Annotated in this window: 18 protein-coding genes; 13 read left to right on the forward strand and 5 right to left on the reverse strand. The window is 30.7% G+C overall.

Going from position 1 to position 20,430, the window contains the following annotated elements; genetic code table 11:
- Positions 1-43: 43 nt before the first annotated feature.
- Positions 44-1,669 (forward strand): peptide ABC transporter substrate-binding protein, encoded by a 1,626-nt coding sequence (locus tag B2G86_RS03140; RefSeq protein ID WP_078356687.1) that lies wholly within the window; start codon positions 44-46, stop codon positions 1,667-1,669.
- Between the two features lie 635 nt (positions 1,670-2,304).
- Here B2G86_RS03140 and trpS read toward each other — a convergent pair.
- Positions 2,305-3,300: a tryptophan--tRNA ligase gene (trpS, locus tag B2G86_RS03145; RefSeq protein ID WP_078356688.1), complete on the reverse strand. Its 996-nt coding sequence runs from the start codon at positions 3,298-3,300 to the stop codon at positions 2,305-2,307.
- A 335-nt stretch (positions 3,301-3,635) separates the two neighbouring features.
- Here trpS and spxA point away from each other — a divergent pair, with 335 nt between their 5' ends.
- The 4 genes from spxA to pepF all read left to right on the forward strand — a co-directional run bounded on the left by spxA (position 3,636) and on the right by pepF (position 7,763).
- On the forward strand, positions 3,636-4,031 hold the full coding sequence (gene spxA, locus B2G86_RS03150; protein ID WP_016999380.1) for a transcriptional regulator SpxA: 396 nt from the start codon (positions 3,636-3,638) through the stop codon (positions 4,029-4,031).
- A gap of 151 nt (positions 4,032-4,182) precedes the next feature.
- Positions 4,183-4,875, forward strand: a complete 693-nt coding sequence (mecA, locus tag B2G86_RS03155) for an adaptor protein MecA (protein WP_078356689.1) — start codon at positions 4,183-4,185, stop codon at positions 4,873-4,875.
- A gap of 51 nt (positions 4,876-4,926) precedes the next feature.
- Entirely contained in the window at positions 4,927-5,886 is a 960-nt protein-coding gene (locus B2G86_RS03160; RefSeq protein ID WP_078356690.1) for a competence protein CoiA, read from the forward strand.
- A gap of 71 nt (positions 5,887-5,957) precedes the next feature.
- On the forward strand, positions 5,958-7,763 hold the full coding sequence (gene pepF / locus B2G86_RS03165) for an oligoendopeptidase F (protein WP_078356691.1): 1,806 nt from the start codon (positions 5,958-5,960) through the stop codon (positions 7,761-7,763).
- A 354-nt stretch (positions 7,764-8,117) separates the two neighbouring features.
- Here pepF and B2G86_RS03170 read toward each other — a convergent pair whose 3' ends face one another.
- From B2G86_RS03170 to B2G86_RS03180, 3 genes are all read right to left on the reverse strand, one after another.
- The gene (locus tag B2G86_RS03170) at positions 8,118-8,912 is read right to left on the reverse strand and encodes a DsbA family protein (protein WP_078356692.1); all 795 of its coding nucleotides are present in this window, start codon (positions 8,910-8,912) and stop codon (positions 8,118-8,120) included.
- A 20-nt stretch (positions 8,913-8,932) separates the two neighbouring features.
- On the reverse strand, positions 8,933-9,292 hold the full coding sequence (locus tag B2G86_RS03175; protein ID WP_078356693.1) for a truncated hemoglobin YjbI: 360 nt from the start codon (positions 9,290-9,292) through the stop codon (positions 8,933-8,935).
- Positions 9,293-9,387: 95 nt separating this feature from the next.
- Positions 9,388-9,966 (reverse strand): CYTH domain-containing protein, encoded by a 579-nt coding sequence (locus B2G86_RS03180; RefSeq protein WP_078356694.1) that lies wholly within the window; start codon positions 9,964-9,966, stop codon positions 9,388-9,390.
- 135 nt (positions 9,967-10,101) lie between these two features.
- Here B2G86_RS03180 and B2G86_RS03185 point away from each other — a divergent pair, with 135 nt between their 5' ends.
- From B2G86_RS03185 to fabI, 7 genes are all read left to right on the forward strand, one after another.
- Complete coding sequence (locus B2G86_RS03185; protein WP_078356695.1) at positions 10,102-10,458, forward strand: UPF0738 family protein; 357 nt, start codon at positions 10,102-10,104, stop codon at positions 10,456-10,458.
- A gap of 5 nt (positions 10,459-10,463) precedes the next feature.
- The gene (yjbM, locus tag B2G86_RS03190) at positions 10,464-11,099 is read left to right on the forward strand and encodes a GTP diphosphokinase (protein WP_078356696.1); all 636 of its coding nucleotides are present in this window, start codon (positions 10,464-10,466) and stop codon (positions 11,097-11,099) included.
- 12 nt (positions 11,100-11,111) lie between these two features.
- Positions 11,112-11,915 (forward strand): NAD kinase, encoded by an 804-nt coding sequence (locus B2G86_RS03195; RefSeq protein ID WP_078356697.1) that lies wholly within the window; start codon positions 11,112-11,114, stop codon positions 11,913-11,915.
- Positions 11,916-11,918: 3 nt separating this feature from the next.
- Complete coding sequence (locus B2G86_RS03200; RefSeq protein ID WP_078356698.1) at positions 11,919-12,779, forward strand: RluA family pseudouridine synthase; 861 nt, start codon at positions 11,919-11,921, stop codon at positions 12,777-12,779.
- 31 nt (positions 12,780-12,810) lie between these two features.
- Complete coding sequence (gene mgtE / locus B2G86_RS03205) at positions 12,811-14,193, forward strand: magnesium transporter (RefSeq protein ID WP_078356699.1); 1,383 nt, start codon at positions 12,811-12,813, stop codon at positions 14,191-14,193.
- A gap of 10 nt (positions 14,194-14,203) precedes the next feature.
- A complete protein-coding gene (locus B2G86_RS03210; protein WP_078356700.1) occupies positions 14,204-16,042 on the forward strand; it encodes a cation:proton antiporter family protein in 1,839 nt (612 codons plus the stop codon).
- Between the two features lie 152 nt (positions 16,043-16,194).
- Complete coding sequence (gene fabI, locus B2G86_RS03215) at positions 16,195-16,968, forward strand: enoyl-ACP reductase FabI (protein ID WP_078356701.1); 774 nt, start codon at positions 16,195-16,197, stop codon at positions 16,966-16,968.
- Between the two features lie 383 nt (positions 16,969-17,351).
- Here the strand turns inward: fabI and B2G86_RS03220 are convergent, their stop codons facing one another.
- Positions 17,352-18,464: an AI-2E family transporter gene (locus tag B2G86_RS03220; protein ID WP_078356702.1), complete on the reverse strand. Its 1,113-nt coding sequence runs from the start codon at positions 18,462-18,464 to the stop codon at positions 17,352-17,354.
- A gap of 345 nt (positions 18,465-18,809) precedes the next feature.
- On the opposite strand from B2G86_RS03220, the gene B2G86_RS03225 reads away from it, so the two are divergent.
- Complete coding sequence (locus B2G86_RS03225; RefSeq protein WP_078356885.1) at positions 18,810-20,375, forward strand: alanine/glycine:cation symporter family protein; 1,566 nt, start codon at positions 18,810-18,812, stop codon at positions 20,373-20,375.
- The last annotated feature ends 55 nt before the right edge of the window (positions 20,376-20,430 follow it).

Here is a 20,430-nt window from a genome sequence, read left to right on the forward strand (position 1 = left end):
ATCGATAGTTTATATAAATAGAAAACTAGGGGGATGAGGTTACATGTCGAAAATGTTCAAATTTTTAGCAATGATGTTAACTGCAGTACTAGTATTAAGTGCTTGTTCATCAGGTGGAGGTAAAAAAGACTCTAAAAGTGATGAAGCCTTAGATTTACAAATCAATGGTGACGTTCCAACAATGGATTCAGCAATGGCAACAGATGGTTTATCATTTGATATGTTTTTCCAAACTATGGAAGGACTATATACATTAGATAAAAACGATAAAGCAATACCAGCTGTAGCAAAAGGGGAACCTAAAATCACAAATGATGGTAAGAAATGGACTGTAAAATTAAGAGAAGATGCTAAATGGTCAAACGGAGATCCAGTAACTGCCAATGATTTTGTCTTCGCTTGGAGAAAAGTAGTGGATCCAGACACTGCATCTGAATATGCATATATTTTATATGATATAAAGAATGCTGAAGACATAAATAATGGTGACAAAAAGCCAGAAGAACTTGGCGTGAAAGCTGTAGATGATCATACTTTAGAATTTGAACTTACAAAATCATTACCATATTATAAAGAACTATTGTCATTCGGTACATTTATGCCACAAAATAAAAAGTTTGTTGAAAAACAAGGTGATAAATATGGTACAACTGTAAAATCAACTCTTTATAATGGTCCATTTAAAATGAGTGAATGGAAAACAGACGATAAAGTTACTTTAGAAAAAAATGATAAATATTGGGACAAAGATAAAGTTAAATTAGATAAAGTAAATTATAAAGTAGTTAAAGAAGCATCAACAGCTGTAAATTTATATGAAACTAATAAATTAGATATAGTAGATTTACCAGCTGAACAAGTGAAAAAATACAAAGATGATAAAGCATTTAATACTGAGTTAGATACTGTGACTTATTACTTTAAATTAAATGAAGATACAGTACCTGAATTTAAAAATCAAGACTTTAGATTAGCATTTGCAAAAGCAATTGATAAAGAAGCTTATGTAAAAAATAATTTAAATAACGGTTCAATTCCGAGTGATAATTTTGTGCCAAAAGACTTTGTTAAAGATAGCAAAGGTAAAGAATATCAAGATGGTGTGAAAAATACAAATCAATATAATGTTAAAGAAGCAAAAAAACATTTTGAAAAAGCTAAAAAAGCATTAGGTAAAGATAAATTCACTATAGAATTAATGACTTATGATAAAGATACAGCTAAAAGAGATGCTGAATACTTTAAAGAACAACTTGAGAAAAATTTAGAAGGCGTAACAATAAAAATTAAACAGCAACCATTTAAACAAAAACTTGATGTAGTATCAAAAGGACAATATGAAATGTCATTAGAAAACTGGATTCCAGATTATCCAGACCCAATGACATTCTTAGAGTTATATGTAACGGATGGCTCGCACAATAATACAGGATGGTCTAATAAAGAATACGACAAAATTATTAAAGCAGCTGATTCATCATTAGCAAGCAATCCTGACAAACGACTTTCTGAACTACAAAGAGCAGAAGGTATGTTATTAAATGAAGCGGGTATCGTTCCACTTTATCAAGTAGGCGTAGCTCAACTTCAAAAACCAAATGTTAAAAATGTAGTAAACCACCAATTCGGAGGCGTTTCTACTTTAAAAGAAGCATACATTGAGAAATAATAAATTAGAGAATCCACAGCGACATTGTTTATGTCACTGTGGATTTTTGTTTATTTATCAAGACATGGTCAACATGATAAATAGAAAGGCTGAATGTTGCTAGTGGAGACCAACATGATAAATAGAGCGGCTGAATGTTGCAAGACAGGCTAAACATGATAAATAGAAAGGCTGAATATTGCTAGACTGGCCAAACATGATAAATAGAGTGGTTGAATGTTGCTAGACTGGCCAAACATGATAAATAGAGTGGTTGAATGTTGCAGACTGGCCAAACATGATAAATAGAGTGGTTGAATGTTGCTAGACTGGCCAAACATGATAAATAGAGTGGTTGAATGTTGCAAGACATGGTCAACATGATAAATAGAGAGGCTGAACATTGCAAGACAGGTCAAACATGATAAATAGAGCGGTTGAACATTGCAAGACAGGCCAAACATGATAAATAGAACGGTTGAATATTGCAAGACAGGCCAAACATGATAAATAGAACGTCCGAATATTGCAAGACGAGTCCAACATGATAAATAGAACACATCCAATTACTACAATTTAATAATCTGATATATTACGACAAAATAAAGAAGATATTGAAACAATTAATTGCCCCAGTATCTTCTTTATTTTAATATTTACTTTCTTTTACGACCTAGACCCATAGCATTTTCCATCTTCTTCAATGTTTTATTAGCTACAAAGCTTGCTTTATCTCTACCTTTATCAAGGATTTCATCTAATACTTCTTTATTTTCATAGAAGTAATTAAATTTCTCTTGGAATTCTAATAGGAATTTTTTAACTTCTTCAGCTAAGTCTCCTTTAAAGTCTCCGTATCCTTTATCTTCATATTGAAGTTCAAGCTCTTCGATTGATTTGCTTGTAATACTTGAGTAGATGACTAATAAATTACTAATACCCGGTTTGTTTTCTTTATCATATTTAATGATGCCATCTGAGTCTGTTACCGCACTTTTAATTTTTTTGGCTGCAACGTTTGGTTCGTCTAGTAAAGAAATAAAGTTTTTTTGATTGTCATCACTTTTACTCATTTTTTTAGTAGGGTCTTGTAAACTCATTATTCTAGCGCCAAATTTAGGCATATGAATAGCTGGTTTTGTTAACACGTCATTGTATTTAGAATTAAAACGGTCGACAACATTACGAGTTAGTTCTATATGTTGTTTTTGATCATCTCCAACAGGGACGATGTTTGTGTTATAGAGCACGATATCTGCTGCCATTAATGGTGGATAAGTTAATAAACCAGCAGGGATACCTTGTGTTTGCTTTTGTGCTTTATCTTTATATTGTGTCATTCTTTCTAATTCACCAATTGAAGTAATCGTAGTTAAAATCCAACCTGCTTGAATATGGGCTGGTACTTCTGATTGGATGAATAAAGTTACCTTTTCATGATCTAAACCTGATGCTAAATATATAGCAGCTAATTTACGCGTATTTTCTCTTAATTTAAGTCTGTCTTGAGGTACTGTTATAGCGTGTTGATCTACAATACAAAAAAAGCAGTCATAATCATGTTGAATCTCATTAAATTGTTTTAAAGCGCCAATATAATTACCTAAAGTTGGAATTCCACTTGGTTGGATGCCTGAAAATAAAGTTTCCATTAAATGTTGCCTCTTTTCTACAAAATTTCTTTATATCATTATAACAGTATTTTATTCATTTGTAAGTTGTGTTATTCTTAGTAGTAGATAAATATATTGTTTAAAGTAAATTCATCTATATTTTATGTGCTTTTTAATGAATTATTAGAAATTTCTCATTTAATTTTAATCTTTGAGTTATATAATATATTTATAGCAATTAGAAAAAGATTAAACTAAGTGAGCAACATATGTTTAACCTAGGGCTATATGGGGTATACATAACTAAGTGCATTTTATCTTATAAGTTCACTGACGTTTAACATAAATAATATTCAATTAGGAGAGTGAGATGTATGGTAACATTATTTACTTCACCAAGTTGCACATCTTGCCGTAAAGCGAAAGCATGGTTACAAGAACATGACATTCCGTATACGGAGCGTAATATTTTTTCAGAACACTTAACATTAGATGAAATTAAATCAATTTTAAAAATGACAGAAGATGGAACAGACGAAATCATTTCTACTCGTTCTAAAACTTATCAAAAATTAAATGTAGATATCGATGCATTACCTCTACAAGAATTATATACAATTATTCAAGATAATCCAGGTTTACTACGTCGTCCAATCATTTTAGATGACAAACGTTTACAAGTTGGATATAACGAAGATGAAATTCGTCGTTTCTTACCTAGAAAAGTACGTACGTTCCAACTATTGGAAGCACAACGTATGGTTGACTAATTTAGTCTAATATTAAATTTGTAGCTCCTGTTTACAGGGGCTATTTTTGTATAAAAAATTAAATGCGAATAGTTTAAACAAATTACTGTTAAAATGTATTTGTTTATAATACAATGAATGTACTATTCCTAGAGTAAGGGAGTGTGACATTATGAGAATAGAACGAATTGATGAAACAACTGTAAAATTATTTATAACTTATCAAGATATCGAAGCAAGAGGATTCAAACGAGAAGATTTATGGACAAACCGTAAACGAGGCGAAGAATTTTTCTGGTCTATGATGGATGAAATTAACGATGAAGAAGAATTCGTTGTTGAGGGGCCTTTATGGATTCAAGTGCATGCGTTTGAAAAGGGTGTTGAAGTAACAGTTTCTAAATCTAAAGGTGATGAACTGTTAAATATGACTGACGAGGAATCTAATGAGCAATTAGAATATCAAGTCAATGATTTCTTATCTCAAGCACTCGATTCTGACCAGAATATCGGAGAACTCTTAAATGATGGCAAAGAAGATGAAGAAAAACAATTTATTCCTAAAGACATCGGATTACTTGTTAGGTTTGAAGAGCTAGAAGATATTATCGAATATGCACATTATAATGAACATAAAGATATTGTATTTACAGACTTATTATATATGTTAGATAACAAATATTATTATTATGTACAATTTGATCAAATAGATAGTGAAGAAATTATTAATGATTTCTATGGGCAACTACTTGAATATGCAAATCCAACTCAAGTATCTAAATTATATCTAGATGATTATGCAAAAATTGTCATGAGTTATAATGTTATGGGTCAAGTAACAAGATATTTTGAACCGAAAAATTAAATAAGTAATTTTAGCACCTCTTTACGTTTTATATAGTAAAGAGGTGTTTTTATGTTAATAGGACTAAATCAAAATAGCGAACTCATATATGCGCAACATGCTAAATCACAAGAAATATATAAATGTCCTGAATGTTTATCAGAACTTATTTTGAAAAAGGGCAAACATATGGTAACCCATTTCGCACATAAAGCAAATAGTTATTGTATGAGAAATAGCTATAAGAAAGAGTCTTTAATGCATTTAGCCTCTAAACATCACATTTATTCACACTTGAATAATAAAGTGACAATAGATATGGAATATTATTTACCAGAAATTGATCAAATACCTGATATTATAATTAATAGAAATTTAATAGTTGAATTTCAATATTCTTCAATTAGTCTTGATTTATTAATGGATAGAACAGAAGGATTTAAAGCACTAAATATGAAGGTGATTTGGATAGGGAAAGATATAGATTATCGTAATGGAATAATGCATCTAAGTTATTTTGAAGCTGCATTAATCAATCACTGTGAAAGAACATTGGTTACTTATAATCCTAATAATCAAATGTTAATTAGATATGAAAGGATTCAATCGCTTGATAAGCATACATTTATTGGTTTTAAAAAAGAAATTAAATGGGAAGACTTATTGAATAGCTATCATGTACAAGACGTTCCTAATTTATATTTATCAGATAGGGCATATGATAATTATTTATCTAAATGTAGAAAAAGTAGAAATGTGTTAGAACCTACACTTTCACTATTATATAACGCAAGGTTAATACATAAGAAGAGGCTACAAATAATAGGGGTAATTGTACCTGAACAAATATATTTCTTAACACATTGTATAACTTGGCAATCATATTTGTTTTATGAAATGGAGAAAAGAACTTTTACTTTTGAGAAATTCTATAATTTTATTGAATTTAGAACTTTTCATGATTATAGTTTTTCAAAAAAAGAAATACTATTAAAGGCGTTAAATTCATATATATCGATTATTCACCAATAGGCTATATCACGTGCAAATTTGATTATTTAATGAGAAAATTATAAATATGAAATTCAAAGGAGGCTATTAATATGGCTAAGTTAATTACAAGGGAAGAACAGCAAGAACAATATACATGGGACCTTACAACTATTTTTGATTCAGATGAAGCATACGAAGAAGCTTTTAAAGAATTAGAAACATATTTAGGTAAAGAAGAACAATTCAAAGGACATTTGAAAGATAGTTCTGATACACTTTATCAAGCTTTATTATTGGATAGTGAAATAGATGAGAAACTAGGTAAAGTTTACGTGTATGCACATTTAAAGCACGATCAAGATACGGCTAATGATAAATATGCTGGCTACGAAGCAAAAGCAGCTACATTAGCGAACAAGTTTGCTAGCGCATGGAGTTTTATATTACCAGAATTAATGTCTATAGATGAAGCAACATTGAATGAATTTGTCGCTTCTAATGATAATTTAAAGAGATATCAATTTGATATTGAGAAATTAAACAAAAAAAGACCACATATTTTAAGTGATAAAGAAGAAAAAATACTTGCAGAAGCAGGCGAGGCATTACAAACACCAAGTAACGTATTCGGCATGTTTAATAATGCAGATTTAGAATTTAAACCTGCTGTTGATAAAGATGGAAATGAACATGAATTAACACAAGGTACATATACTAAGTTGTTAGAGTCTGAAGACCGCATTTTAAGAAAGTCAGCTTATGATAACGTATATGATGCGTATGGTAGCCATAACAACACTTTAACTGCTACATTAAGTGGTAAAGTTAAGACTGCAATATTCAGTTCTAAAGTACGTCAATATCAATCAGCTAGGGAACAAGCATTATCCAACAACTTTATCCCTGAAGAAGTATATGATAACTTAATTGAAACTGTACATAAGTATTTACCATTGTTACATCGCTACACTGAACTTAGAAAAGAGTTGTTAGGTTTAGATGAAATGCATATGTACGATATGTACACTCCACTAGTTAAGAACTCATCATTTGAAATGCCTTATGAAGAAGCTAAAGACTGGATGGTTAAAGCTTTACAACCGATGGGTAAAGAATATATCGAAGTTGTAGAAGAAGGACTAAATAATAGATGGGTAGATGTGTATGAGAATAAAGGTAAACGTTCAGGAGGTTATTCTTCAGGCGCACATTTAACAAATCCTTTCATATTATTAAACTGGTCAGATTCAATTTCTGATTTATTTACACTTATTCATGAATTTGGACATTCAGCTCACAGTTACTTTAGTAGAAAGCATCAACAATCAAATGAAAGTGATTATTCAATTTTTGTTGCTGAAGTTGCATCTACAACAAATGAAGCACTATTAAGTGAATATATGGATAAGAATTTAGAAGATCCAGAAAAACGTAAATATTTATTGAACCAAGAGTTAGAAAGATTCAGAGCTACATTATTTAGACAAACAATGTTTGCTGAATTTGAATATTTAATACACAAAATTGTAGAAGATGGTGAACCTTTAACGTCTGAACGATTAAATACTGAGTATGCTGAACTAAATAAAAAGTATTTTGGTGATTCAGTTGTAACAGATGATAATATATCTAAAGAATGGTCACGTATACCTCATTTCTATTATAATTTCTATGTTTATCAATATGCGACAGGCTATAGTGCTGCACAAGCATTAAGTAAACAAATATTAGATGAAGGTGAGCCTGCAGTTAAAAGATATATTAATGAATTCTTAAAAGCAGGTAGTTCTGATTATCCTATTGAAGTATTGAAAAAAGCAGGAGTTGATATGACTTCTAAACAGCCTATAGAAGAGGCGATGGAAGTCTTTGAACAAAAATTAAATGCTTTTGAGAAACTCGTAAAAGAGAATTAATTTTATGTACACGTTTCCAATATGACAACTGTGTGACAAATAAAAAAAACCGATGTTTTTTGTTGAATTTAGTGTCCATAGCATGTTATATTTTATACATGAAATTAATCACATAACAAACATACCCCTTTGTTTGAAGTGAAAAATTTCTCCCATCCCCTTTGTTTAAGCACCGTGTAATCAGACACGGTGTTTTTTTATTTATTTGTTCATAGTTAACATCCCAAAAGTTATCTATTAAATGCTAAATAGAAGTCAATTGGACTTTTATTTAGACAAGTAGTGTATGAAAGTTAAATTTATACACATAAAAATCCCAATCCGTTAAATTTTCGGATTGGGATTTTTTTTATTTTATTTAGTCTTCTTGAATTTCCAAAAGTCACCATGTGCAGAATCTTGTTGTTCGATATAATTTTGTAATTGTAGTTTTTTTAATTCTCTTTTAACAATTTTTTCTGGCCATTCATATATTGTCGCTATTTCTTGTTCAGAAATAATGCTTTGCGATTGTATATAATCTATTAGCTTAGGAGGTAGTTGTTTTTCAACTTCGGTTCCAATAAGTTCTTGAATAATATACGTATATATATGATATGGGTAAATACCTTCTACTTTGAGTCCTTCTGAATGCACATCTTCATTAAAGAAAACAAGTGATGGTGTCATATTAATATCCATCTCTCTAGCGATGTGTAAATCAGTTTGTAAACTTTCAGTAAGTGAGTGCTCTTTTAAATCTTTAATAAATACCGGTAAGTCAATTCCTGATTTATATGCACACTTTCTAATTAATTCCGATGTTATGATTTTTTCATGAGGTATGATTTCATTCTGAACTAAATTTAAAAATCTACTCGCTCTATTATGTCCTTGTAATTCTGCTGCTTTAAAAGCTAAAGCTACATTATCAAATTCACATGTACTTTGAGCCTGACATTTAGTTAAAACTTGGAGAGAGGGGTTCAAAATCTGACGAATTTTAACATATTTTTGATATTCAATTTTTAACTTTGCTAATGTAGATGATAGATTAAAACAGTCTTCGCAAAATGGATCGAAAAATGAATAAATTTCGATTTTGCTTACTGGTGATAAATCTATGTTATTTTGTTCATTAGCATGGATTAATCTTAATTCTTCGGCCATATTATCCACCTTCAACTATATTAAGCGTTAACCATGTGATTTGCAGTTAGCTTGAGTCTTTCATATAAATATTCTTGTACATCTTCATTTAACTGAGAGCTGGTAATTGCTTCTCGCATATTTTCTAACCAAGCATCTCTTTCTTTATCCGTAATTCTGAAAGGCAAGTGACGTTGACGTAACATTGGATGACCATGTTCTTCAGTATATAATGAAGGACCACCCAGAAATTGTGTTAAAAATTGCTTCTGTTTACGACTCGTTTCTGCAAAGTCACCAGGGAAAAGATGATTAATCCGATTATCTTTTTCAACTAGATAATAAAAGTGATCAATCATGTCGTACAAATCTTGGGGGTTGATTACTTCATATGGGGTCATAATTTCACCTTTTCTTGCTTATTTCAATATCGATAATATTAATATAACATGTTCATAAATTTTTAAAAGTATTTCGACTTGTAACGAAAATGAATTCATGTTGTTCTGCTTTGCGCATCAAAGAACCGTTTCACTTTATTATCAGGGACTTCTCTGGATATATTCAAGGTTCCTAATATATCGTTGAAAGCGATTTCGCCTTGAGTAAAGTCTGTTACTTCAAATTCAAGTTCATAATCCTCAATTCCTAAATAAATACTATGATCTAAGACTAATAAACCAGATTTCAATTTCTTTTCAAGTCTATAAGTTGTTAAATCACCAAGAAGACGAAGTTCAGATAACGGTATATTATGCTCAGTTAATATTTTAGTAATATTTTCTGGAAGAATTTGTATGTCTATTGGACGGTTTTGTTCGGGTAAGCTATCTATCACTTCATTATATTCTAATAGACCGACTTCTTGCGGAACTTTTAATGTTAATTCATAATCATTGTTTTTTTCACGAATCCTTAAAGCCATTTTATTTGAAATAATTTCATGATTTGGTGTGTCTATATAGTAATTAGTTTGTTTAAAGGGTTCACTTTGTTTAAAATAATATTGTTTGATTAGTTTATATTCATCAATAGTTAGTAAATTTTTGAATTCAATCTCTAATTCTTGTCCCATTTTTAAATGCACTTCCTTTTATACTATTATTATAGAAGATTTACGGATAAACAAGTAATTACATAAAATTAACTTGATGATATGAACGTTTAAATTAAAATGTGTTAAAATAGATTGGAATAAGGAGGAACAGCAATGCGTATTTATGTGAATGAAATTAAGATAAATGATAATCAAATCAAATGTTATACTGATCAATCAACTGAGGGGTTAGAACCAGCAGAACATATGATTGTAGACAGTGATAATCATGCATTTGTATATATGCTAGATAACGGTGAAAATTATAATTACTTATTATTTGTAGAAGAAACATGGTCAATGATACACGAACATTTTGATAAAGAAATTATCGTCAACGACCATTTAGTATTAACTTCATTTAAAGAGGAAATGGAATTTTTATTAGACAATATTGCAGATAATCACAATTATGGAAAAGAGTTTGTGGCTTCTGTAGAGAAAGCATTTGAATTAAACAAAGCGGAGTGATAGCTATGAATCAATGGGAAGAATTTTTGGCTCCATATAAACAAGCAATTGATGAATTAAAGATTAAATTGAAGGGGTTACGTAAACAATATGAATCTTCAGATAGACCTTCGCCAATTGAATTTGTTACTGGTCGAGTTAAGCCGATTTCAAGTATTATTGATAAAGCAAACCAACGTAACATTCCTTTCGATAGATTAAGAGAAGAAATGTATGATATTGCTGGTTTAAGAATGATGTGTCAGTTTGTAGATGATATTGATGTGGTCGTAGAATTATTAAGACAACGACAAGACTTTGAAGTTGTAGAAGAGCGTAATTACGTTGAATATACAAAAGAAAGTGGTTATCGTTCTTACCACGTTATTATCAGTTACCCAATCGAGACATTACATGGTCAAACAAATATTTTAGCAGAAATACAAATTCGTACTTTAGCAATGAATTTTTGGGCAACAATTGAACATACTTTGAGGTATAAGTATGATGGCGATTATCCTCCTGAAATTAGAAATAGACTAGAAAGAGCTGCAGAAGCGGCATTTTTACTGGATGAAGAAATGTCAGAAATACGTGAAGAAATACAAGAAGCTCAAGAGTATTATTCAAGACAAAAAAGTAATAAACATAAACATGATTAAGGGGTGAATGCTTTGAAGTATAATATATTATCTAAAGGAGATTCAAAATCTAATGCTTTAATGTATAAGATGAAAAATCATATGAATGACTTTAATATGATTGAAGATAAAGAATCCCCAGATATCGTAATTTCAGTTGGTGGTGACGGTACTTTATTACAAGCATTCCATCAATATAGTCATATGTTAGGTGATGTAAGTTTTGTAGGTGTACATACTGGACATTTAGGATTTTATGCTGATTGGTTACCTCATGAAGTTGAAAAATTAATAATAGAAATTAATAACTCAACATATCAAGTAATTGAATATCCATTATTAGAAGTAATTATTCGTTATAAAAAAGGTGGATATGAAACAAGATATTTAGCATTGAATGAAGCGACGATAAAAACAGATAATGGTGCTACATTAGTAGTAGACTTAGTATTAAGAGGTGAGCAATTTGAAAGGTTTAGAGGAGATGGATTATGCGTCTCAACTCCTTCAGGCTCAACAGCTTACAACAAAGCATTGGGTGGAGCATTAATACACCCTTCACTTGAAGCTATGCAAATAGCGGAGATAGCTTCTATAAATAATAGAGTTTTTAGAACTGTAGGGTCCCCATTAGTATTACCTAAACATCATGTGTGTCATATACATCCTGTTAATCATGATACGTTGCAAGTTACAATTGATCATGTAAATGTAAAACATAAAAATATTGAATCTATTCAATATAGAGTTGCTAATGAAAAAGTTAGATTTGCTAGATTCAGACCATTTCCATTTTGGAAAAGGGTACATGATTCATTTATATCAAACGAGGAATAAGAAATGAAAGCAATACAATATAAAGCGACATCGTCTATGACATTAAAAGAATTTTTATATGATAAAGGCATTTCTAGAAAGAGTTTAAGCGCCATTAAGCAGAATGGCGCTTTATTAGTTAATTCAGAAAATATGACCGTAAGAAGTTTAATTCAGGAAGGTGATAAAGTAACAGTTTGTTTGCCGAATGAATTACCTAGTCATAACCTTAAACCTTTTAAAATGGATTTGAAGGTTTTATTTGAAGATGAATGGTTTATAATAGTTTCAAAACCGGCATTGATAAATATTGCTCCTTCAAGAGAACATCCTCATCATAGCTTAGTTGAAGCGGTATTGTATCATATGAATAAAAATGAAGAGCAAACAATTCCGCATATTGTGACACGTTTAGATAGAGGAACAAGTGGTATTGTAATATTTGCTAAGCATCAGTTGTTACATCATATGATTTCAAAGACTACATTAAATAAATATTATTTAGCAATTGTACATGGAATTGTAAAACAAAAATATGGACAAATTGAAGCGCCGATAGGTAGAGCTAAACATTCAATTATTGAACGTGAAGTATCTGAAGAAGGCAAATTTGCGCATACGGAATACGAATATTTAAAAGATGATAAACGAAATAGCCTGCTTAAATTGAAACTGTTAACTGGAAGGACCCATCAAATTAGAGTTCATCTTGCGCATATAGGTCATCCAATAGTTGGAGATAGTTTATATGGATATGAAAATAAAGAAATTTGTCATCAACTATTGCAATGTTACAACGTTGAATTTAAGCACCCAATAACTATGGAAAAAATAAATATAATTGATGAAATACATTATCACTTAGAAGGTATAGGTATGCTATAATAAATTGTATTTTTATGAGGAGGTGGCAAAGTTGGTTAACGAGAATAATGATCAATACATCGAAGACGAAGCGTTTGATAAAGAACAATTAGATACATTATTAGCAAATGGTGAAATTGACCAATTTCGAGAAGTTTTTTTAACAATGCATACATACGATCAAGGTGAATACTTTGAAATATGTGATAATGATATAAAACAAAAAATATATCAATATCTTTCTCCTGAAGAAGTTGCAGACTTTTTCGAAACGACTGAATTAGATGATGAGGAATACGAAGAAATTTTTCAAAATATGAATGCCAATTATGCTAGTCAAATGTTAAGTGAAATGTCTTATGATAATGCGGTAGATATGTTAAGCGTATTATCTAAAAATAAAATAGCCACTTTACTTGCACTCATGAATCGGGAAGATGCTCGAGAAATAAAAGCATTATTACATTATGACGAAGATACTGCCGGTGGTATCATGACCACTGAGTTTATTTCAGTATATTCGACTATGTCTGTCAAAGAAGCGATGTTCTATGTTAAAGAACAAGCTCCACAAGCAGAAACAATATATGTCATTTTTGTAGTGGATGAAAATAAAAAATTAGCTGGCGTTATCTCACTTCGAGATTTAATCGTTGCTGAAAATGATTCATATATAGAAGAAATTATGAGTGAACGTGTCATTAGCTCTAACGTAGCTGATGACCAAGAAGATGTAGCACAAACAATGCGTGACTATGACTTAATTGCTTTGCCTGTTATTGATTATCAAGATCATCTGTTAGGTATTATTACAATCGATGATATTTTAGATGTTATGGATGAAGAAGCAAGTGAAGACTACTCTAAATTAGCCGGTGTTTCTGATATCGATTCTACAAACGATTCAGTCTTCCAAACAGCTATGAAACGTTTACCATGGCTATTAATTCTAACAGTATTAGGTATGATAACAGCTTCAATATTAGGGCAATTTGAAGAAACGTTATCACAAGTGGCGTTACTTGCCGCATTTATACCTATAATAAGTGGTATGAGCGGGAATTCAGGTACACAATCACTTGCTGTATCAGTACGTAATATTTCTACAGGTGAAATTAATGAGCAAAGTAAATTCAAGCTTGCTTTACGTGAATCAGGGTCAGGGTTACTAACTGGTTTCCTTTGTGCAATAAGTTTATTTCTTATAATTGTATTGTTATATCGTGAACCTGTATTAGCATTAATCGTATCTGTCAGTTTAACAATTGCAATGACTGTAGGTACACTAATGGGTGCAATCATCCCAATGTTTATGAATAAAATGAATATCGATCCAGCCGTTGCTAGTGGACCGTTTATTACAACGATAAATGACATAGTAAGTATGTTAATATATTTCGGTTTAGCAACAGCGTTTATGTCTTATCTAATATAAGGAGAATAATATGGAGCATTCTAGTTTTACATCTCTTGTTATCGTTGTTATAGCTGCATTTTTGACACCTATACTTGTTAATAGACTTAAAATTTCTTTCTTACCTGTAGTTGTTGCTGAAATTATAATGGGGATCATTATTGGAGATTCATTATTTGGTTTAGTAAAAGAAGATGCATGGTTATCTATACTGTCAACATTAGGTTTTATATTTTTAATGTTTTTGAGTGGATTAGAAATAGATTTTAATGCTTTTAAAACGAAAAAACACTCTGACGAAGATACGAAAAATATACCGAGTAATATATATTTAACAACAGTTGTCTTCTCAGCAATTATGGTGTTATCTATTTTAGCAGCTTATATATTTAAATGGACTGGTTTAATAGATGATGTATTATTAATGGTCATAATTATTTCGACAATCAGTTTAGGTGTTGTAGTACCAACGTTAAAAGAAATGAATATCATGCATACTAATATTGGACAATTCATCTTATTAGTAGCAGTAGTAGCTGATTTAGCTACTATGTTGTTATTAACTGTTTATGGCACAATTTATGCAAAAGGAGATTCACCATTATGGTTGATAGGAATATTGATAGTATTCAGTATTGTCTTCTATATAATGGGAGGATTATTTAAAAAATCACCATTTTTAAAAAATTTAACATCAGGAACGACACAAATTGGTATACGTGCAGTATTTGCTTTAATAATTTTACTAGTAGCATTAGCTGAAGGTGTAGGAGCTGAAAACATACTTGGTGCTTTCTTAGCAGGGGTAATCGTTTCATTATTAGGTCCTGACCAAGATATGGTTGAAAAGTTAGATTCCTTTGGATATGGTTTCTTTATACCTATATTCTTTATTATGGTCGGTGTGAATCTCAATATACCTTCACTTGTTAAAGAACCGAGTTTACTAATTATTATACCGTTACTGTTTATTGCATTTTTAATTACTAAGATTATCCCAGTGGCTTTTATTGGTAAATGGTATGATAAAAAAACAACGATTTCATCAGCATTTTTATTAACATCAACATTATCACTAGTTATCGCAGCAGCAAAAATAGCTGAACAACTTGGTACAATTAGTTCTGAAATTTCAGGTATTCTAATTTTAAGTGCAGTTATAACTTGTGTATTTGTTCCAATTGTATTTAAGAAAATGTTCCCAATGCCTGAAGAAACGAAGACGATTGTTAAAGTGAGCTTTATTGGTAAAAACCAACTGTCTATTCCAGTGGCTCAAAGTATACACTCTCATATTTATCAAACAACTATGTTCTTTAGAAAAGATCTTTCTGATAATAGAAAATTAGATCAAAGTATTAAAACATATGAACTTGATGATTATATTGAAGAAGAATTAGTTGAATTAGGTTTATTCGATTCAGATATTATAGTATGTTCAGCAAATGACGATGATATAAATAAAGAAGTTGCTTTAATGGCACATAATCATGGAGTTAAAAGAATCATTTGTAAACAAGAGAATGGTTCTGAAGATGTAGAATTTGATGGTAAGAATATTGAATTCTTTAGTAGTTTCTTAAGTAATAAAATATTGCTTAAAGGTTTAATTGAATCACCAAACATGTTGAACTTATTAAGTAATGTTGAAACATCATTATATGAAATTGAAATGAAAAATCATAGCTATCACAACGTATTGTTAAGATCATTCCCATTCGCAGGAGATGTAATCTTTGTTCGTATTATTAGAGGAAAAGATTCAATCGTGCCTCACGGGGATACGGAGCTACAATATGGTGATAAATTAATTGTAACTGGTTCGAAAGAATACGTTTCACAATTAAAACAAGATATGGAATTTATATAATAATTTAGTAAAAATGAGGAGGTACAAATAATCCTCATTTTTACTTTTTTTAAAATTTAAAATGAAAGTATAATGCTTGTCAGGTGGTCTGACCAGTGGTATCATAACGAGTGAATGTTATGAATAATATACATATTAAAGGAGTATAACTAATGTTTAATTTAGAAGGTAAAACATATGTAATCATGGGTATTGCAAACAAAAGAAGTATTGGCTTTGGTGTAGCTAAAGTGTTAGACGAATTAGGTGCTAACTTAGTATTCACATATAGAAAAGAACGTAGTAAAAATCAATTAGAAAAACTATTTGAAGAATTAAAAAATCAAAAAGAGCAACATATTTATGAATGTGATGTTCAACAAGATGATCACGTTGTAAATGCTTTTGAACAAATTGGTAAAAAATTTGGTCATATCGATGGTGTATATCATTCAATCGCTTTTGCTAACATGGAAGACTTAAGAGGTAGATTTATAGATACATCTCGCGAAGGCTTCTTATTAGCTCAAGATATTAGTTCATTCTCTTTAACAATTGTAGCTAGAGAAGCTAAAAAACTTATGCCTGAAGGTGGAAGTATTGTAGCGACTACTTATTTAGGTGGAGAATTTGCAGTACCTAACTACAATGTAATGGGTGTAGCAAAAGCAAGTTTAGAAGCAAATGTAAAATATTTAGCACGTGATTTAGGTGAAGATAATATTAGAGTTAATGCAATTTCAGCTGGACCAATTCGTACATTAAGTGCAAAAGGAGTAGGCGGATTTAACTCAATACTTAAAGAAATAGAAGAACGCTCACCATTAAAACGAAATGTAGATATAATTGAAGTAGGTAAAACAGCAGCTTATCTATTAAGCGATTATTCAAGCGGCGTAACAGGCGAAAATATCCATGTAGACTCAGGTTATCACATCGTAAGATAATAGATTTGAGCATATAAAGAAATAGTATTAATAAACTCCATTCATAATTAGCTTATATAAACATAAGTTATAGTATGAATGGAGTTTTTGTCTAGGATAATGAGAAAGATTTGGAAATAAATTAGGATTCGTGATCAGTAATAGAGACGTTATGAGTATTTCTTGGAAAAATGAGTGAAGTTGTAGATTAATTGAGTAGTTAATCGAAGAGATAGGTGAAGTTGTAGATTAATTGAGTAGTTAATCGAAGAGATAGGTGAAGTTGTAGATTAATTAGAGAGTTAATCTAAGAGATGAGTGAAGTTGTAGATTAAGTCAGAAGTTAATCTAAGAGATTCAAAATTCATATTAAAAAAACTGAAACCAGTATTGGTTTCAGTTTTTTATTTTAAATCATTATCTAGAATTGGATCGTCTTCTACTGTTCTACTTGCGGTTGAACTTATTGATTGTCTATGTGTATATACATTTCTTACAATTGTCTTAAGGACTGCATATGTTGGTACCGCTATTAATATAGCTACGAATCCGCCTAAATTACCAGCTGCTAAAATAACAGTGATGATTGTTAATGGATGTATGTTTAGTGATTTACCCATTATATTAGGTGTAATGACGTTACCTTCTAGTTGTTGACAAATTAACGTTATAATACTAACCCACACAAGCATTACTGGATCTTGTATTAATGCAATTGTTGCTGCTGGTATAAAAGCTAACCATGGTCCTAAGAATGGTATCATGTTTGTTAATAAAGCTAATAGTGCTAATAACAAAGCATAATCTAAATCTACAAATGTATAACCTAAATACAATAACACACCTAGAATAACACTGACTGTAACTTGTCCTTGAATGTATGATTGTAAAGTTTGGTTAATATCTTTACTTAAGTTTACTACGAACCATTTTGTACGTCCTTTAAATGGTTTTGCAATAAATGGAATAAATCTTTCGTGATCTTTTAACATATATATTAAGAAGAATGGCACTAAGATTAATAAGAACATTGTTGATACAAATGAAGAAATATAACTGAATAAGTTAGTAATCATGTCTGTAACTATGCCACTTATACTTTCAATAGAATCATTGATTTTTTGAGATATATTATCTGGTAATCTGTCTCTTTGTTGTAATGCGTAATCGACGACGTTTTGTATTTCTCGTTGTATATAAGGTAGATTTTTAATCAAGTTATTAATTTGATCAGTTAATACTGGCACTATTATTGAAATAAATAATATGACTACAAGCATTAAGGCAATTAATATAATAGAGATACTACCCCATCTAGGTACTTTTCTTTTTTCTAACATTTTCTGAAAAGGTAAACAAATATAGAACAAGAATCCACCTAATAGTAATGGAAGTAAAATTGATTTTACGACGATAATGACCGGATAAAATATTTCATTTATTTCCATAAATATTTTTATAATTAGAAATGTTAGGAGAATGGCAATTCCTGTACGAAACCAAGCTTTATTTAACAATAGTAGTCCTCCTTATCAAACTTTCTCATACTTTTATATTATAAGGGAAATTACAGATTAAACAATGATAAATCATATTGTTGAAAAATATAGATATATATAATTTTTTTAAGTTGTGCGGATTAGAATAATTATTAAGTAATTATGAATATAATATTAACGCGAGATTTTAACGTATTAATGAAGAAAAGCTTTTTGATAATGAAGTAAGCGCTTACAAAAAATGTGTGATTCACTTTAAAAAATGATTGATTGTGTATTTATACATGGTATAATCATAACAAGGTAATTTCGAAATTTTCTGAACAAGGGGTTATCTTAAGGCTTACAACAAAGGGGAGATTGATTATGGAGTCTATTGTTAGCTTTGCAAATGACATTGTTTGGAGTAAAGCGTTGGTATACGGTTTATTGCTGACTGGTATTTTATTTACATTTATGATGAGGTTCTTCCAAGTTAGACACTTTAAAGAAATGATAAGGTTAATGTTTCAAGGGGAAAAATCACCAACTGGTATATCCTCATTCCAAGCGATAGCAGTATCATTAGCGGGTCGTGTTGGTACAGGTAATATTGTCGGTGTAGCAACAGCGATTTTCATCGGGGGTCCTGGTGCTGTATTCTGGATGTGGGCTACTGCGTTTCTTGGAGCAAGTTCGGCATTTATAGAGTCAACACTTGGTCAAATTTATAAAAAAGAAATTAATGGTCAATATCGTGGTGGACCAGCATACTACATAGAGTCAGGTATTAAAGGTAAGACTGGTAGAATATATGGTATCGTTTTTGCACTTGTTACAATTCTATCAGTGGGCTTATTGTTGCCAGGTGTACAATCAAATGCCATCGCTTCATCTATGAAGAATGCTTTTGGTTTAAATCCGTGGATTATTGCTATCGTATTAGCAGTATTGTTAGCCTTAATTATTTTCGGTGGTATTAAAGCGATTGCGAATGTTGCAACAGCAGTTGTACCGTTTATGGCCATTGTATACATAGGTCTAGCATTTGTAATAATTATTATAAATATTGATGCAGTTCCAGGTTTAATAGCAATGATTTTCAAATCAGCATTTGGTGTTGAAGCTGCCTTTGGTGGTATATTTGGTGCAATGATTGAAATCGGAGTTAAACGTGGATTGTATTCAAATGAAGCAGGTCAAGGTACTGGACCACATGCTGCTGCAGCTGCAGAAGTATCACACCCAGCTAAACAGGGACTTGTACAAGCATTTTCAGTATATATTGATACTTTATTAGTATGTACTGCTACAGCATTAATGATCTTAATGTCTGGTACATTTAATACAACAGATGGTGGGACTAATAAAGATGGTTCGCCTCATTTAATGCATGATAACGGTATATATGTACAAAGTGCCGATGGTAGTAAGGATGTCACAGGTACAGCAATGTACGCTCAAGCTGGTATAGATAAAGCTTTTAAAGGAGATAGTTATACGTTTGATCCAGGATACTCTGGATTCGGTTCGTACTTCATTGCTATTGCATTATTCTTCTTTGCCTTTACAACTATTCTGGCATACTATTATATTGCAGAAACCAATGTGAGTTATATCATTCCTTCCGATAAGCAGAAAATATGGATTATTTTAGTCAGACTTATCTTAATAGCTGCTACGGTTTATGGTTGTGTAAAAACAGCTGATGTTGCCTGGGCAATGGGTGATTTAGGTGTAGGTATGATGGCATGGTTAAACATCGTAGCTATATGGATACTCCATAAACCAGCTTTACGAGCATTACGAGACTTTGAGAACCAGAAAAAACAAAAAGGTACTGGTAAATATGCAATTTATAAACCAGCACCAGACGAAGTGCCTAATGCTAAATTCTGGCATGAAGATTATCCAAAACGTTTAAAAGAATTTGAATTAGAAGATAAGTAATTAAACAATATCAAACGCTTTCAAATATACGCTCTCTACTGTACAATAGTCTTAT

Origin of the sequence: Mammaliicoccus fleurettii, assembly GCF_002018435.1 — a bacterium.
Lineage (GTDB): Bacteria > Bacillota > Bacilli > Staphylococcales > Staphylococcaceae > Mammaliicoccus > Mammaliicoccus fleurettii.

Coding starts and splice junctions, on each gene's coding strand:
- B2G86_RS03140 (WP_078356687.1), top strand. CDS start 44: ATGTCGAAAATGTTCAAATTTTTAGCAATGATGTTAACTGCAGTACTA.
- trpS (WP_078356688.1), bottom strand. CDS start 3,300: ATGGAAACTTTATTTTCAGGCATCCAACCAAGTGGAATTCCAACTTTA.
- spxA (WP_016999380.1), top strand. CDS start 3,636: ATGGTAACATTATTTACTTCACCAAGTTGCACATCTTGCCGTAAAGCG.
- mecA (WP_078356689.1), top strand. CDS start 4,183: ATGAGAATAGAACGAATTGATGAAACAACTGTAAAATTATTTATAACT.
- B2G86_RS03160 (WP_078356690.1), top strand. CDS start 4,927: ATGTTAATAGGACTAAATCAAAATAGCGAACTCATATATGCGCAACAT.
- pepF (WP_078356691.1), top strand. CDS start 5,958: ATGGCTAAGTTAATTACAAGGGAAGAACAGCAAGAACAATATACATGG.
- B2G86_RS03170 (WP_078356692.1), bottom strand. CDS start 8,912: ATGGCCGAAGAATTAAGATTAATCCATGCTAATGAACAAAATAACATA.
- B2G86_RS03175 (WP_078356693.1), bottom strand. CDS start 9,292: ATGACCCCATATGAAGTAATCAACCCCCAAGATTTGTACGACATGATT.
- B2G86_RS03180 (WP_078356694.1), bottom strand. CDS start 9,966: ATGGGACAAGAATTAGAGATTGAATTCAAAAATTTACTAACTATTGAT.
- B2G86_RS03185 (WP_078356695.1), top strand. CDS start 10,102: ATGCGTATTTATGTGAATGAAATTAAGATAAATGATAATCAAATCAAA.
- yjbM (WP_078356696.1), top strand. CDS start 10,464: ATGAATCAATGGGAAGAATTTTTGGCTCCATATAAACAAGCAATTGAT.
- B2G86_RS03200 (WP_078356698.1), top strand. CDS start 11,919: ATGAAAGCAATACAATATAAAGCGACATCGTCTATGACATTAAAAGAA.
- B2G86_RS03210 (WP_078356700.1), top strand. CDS start 14,204: ATGGAGCATTCTAGTTTTACATCTCTTGTTATCGTTGTTATAGCTGCA.
- fabI (WP_078356701.1), top strand. CDS start 16,195: ATGTTTAATTTAGAAGGTAAAACATATGTAATCATGGGTATTGCAAAC.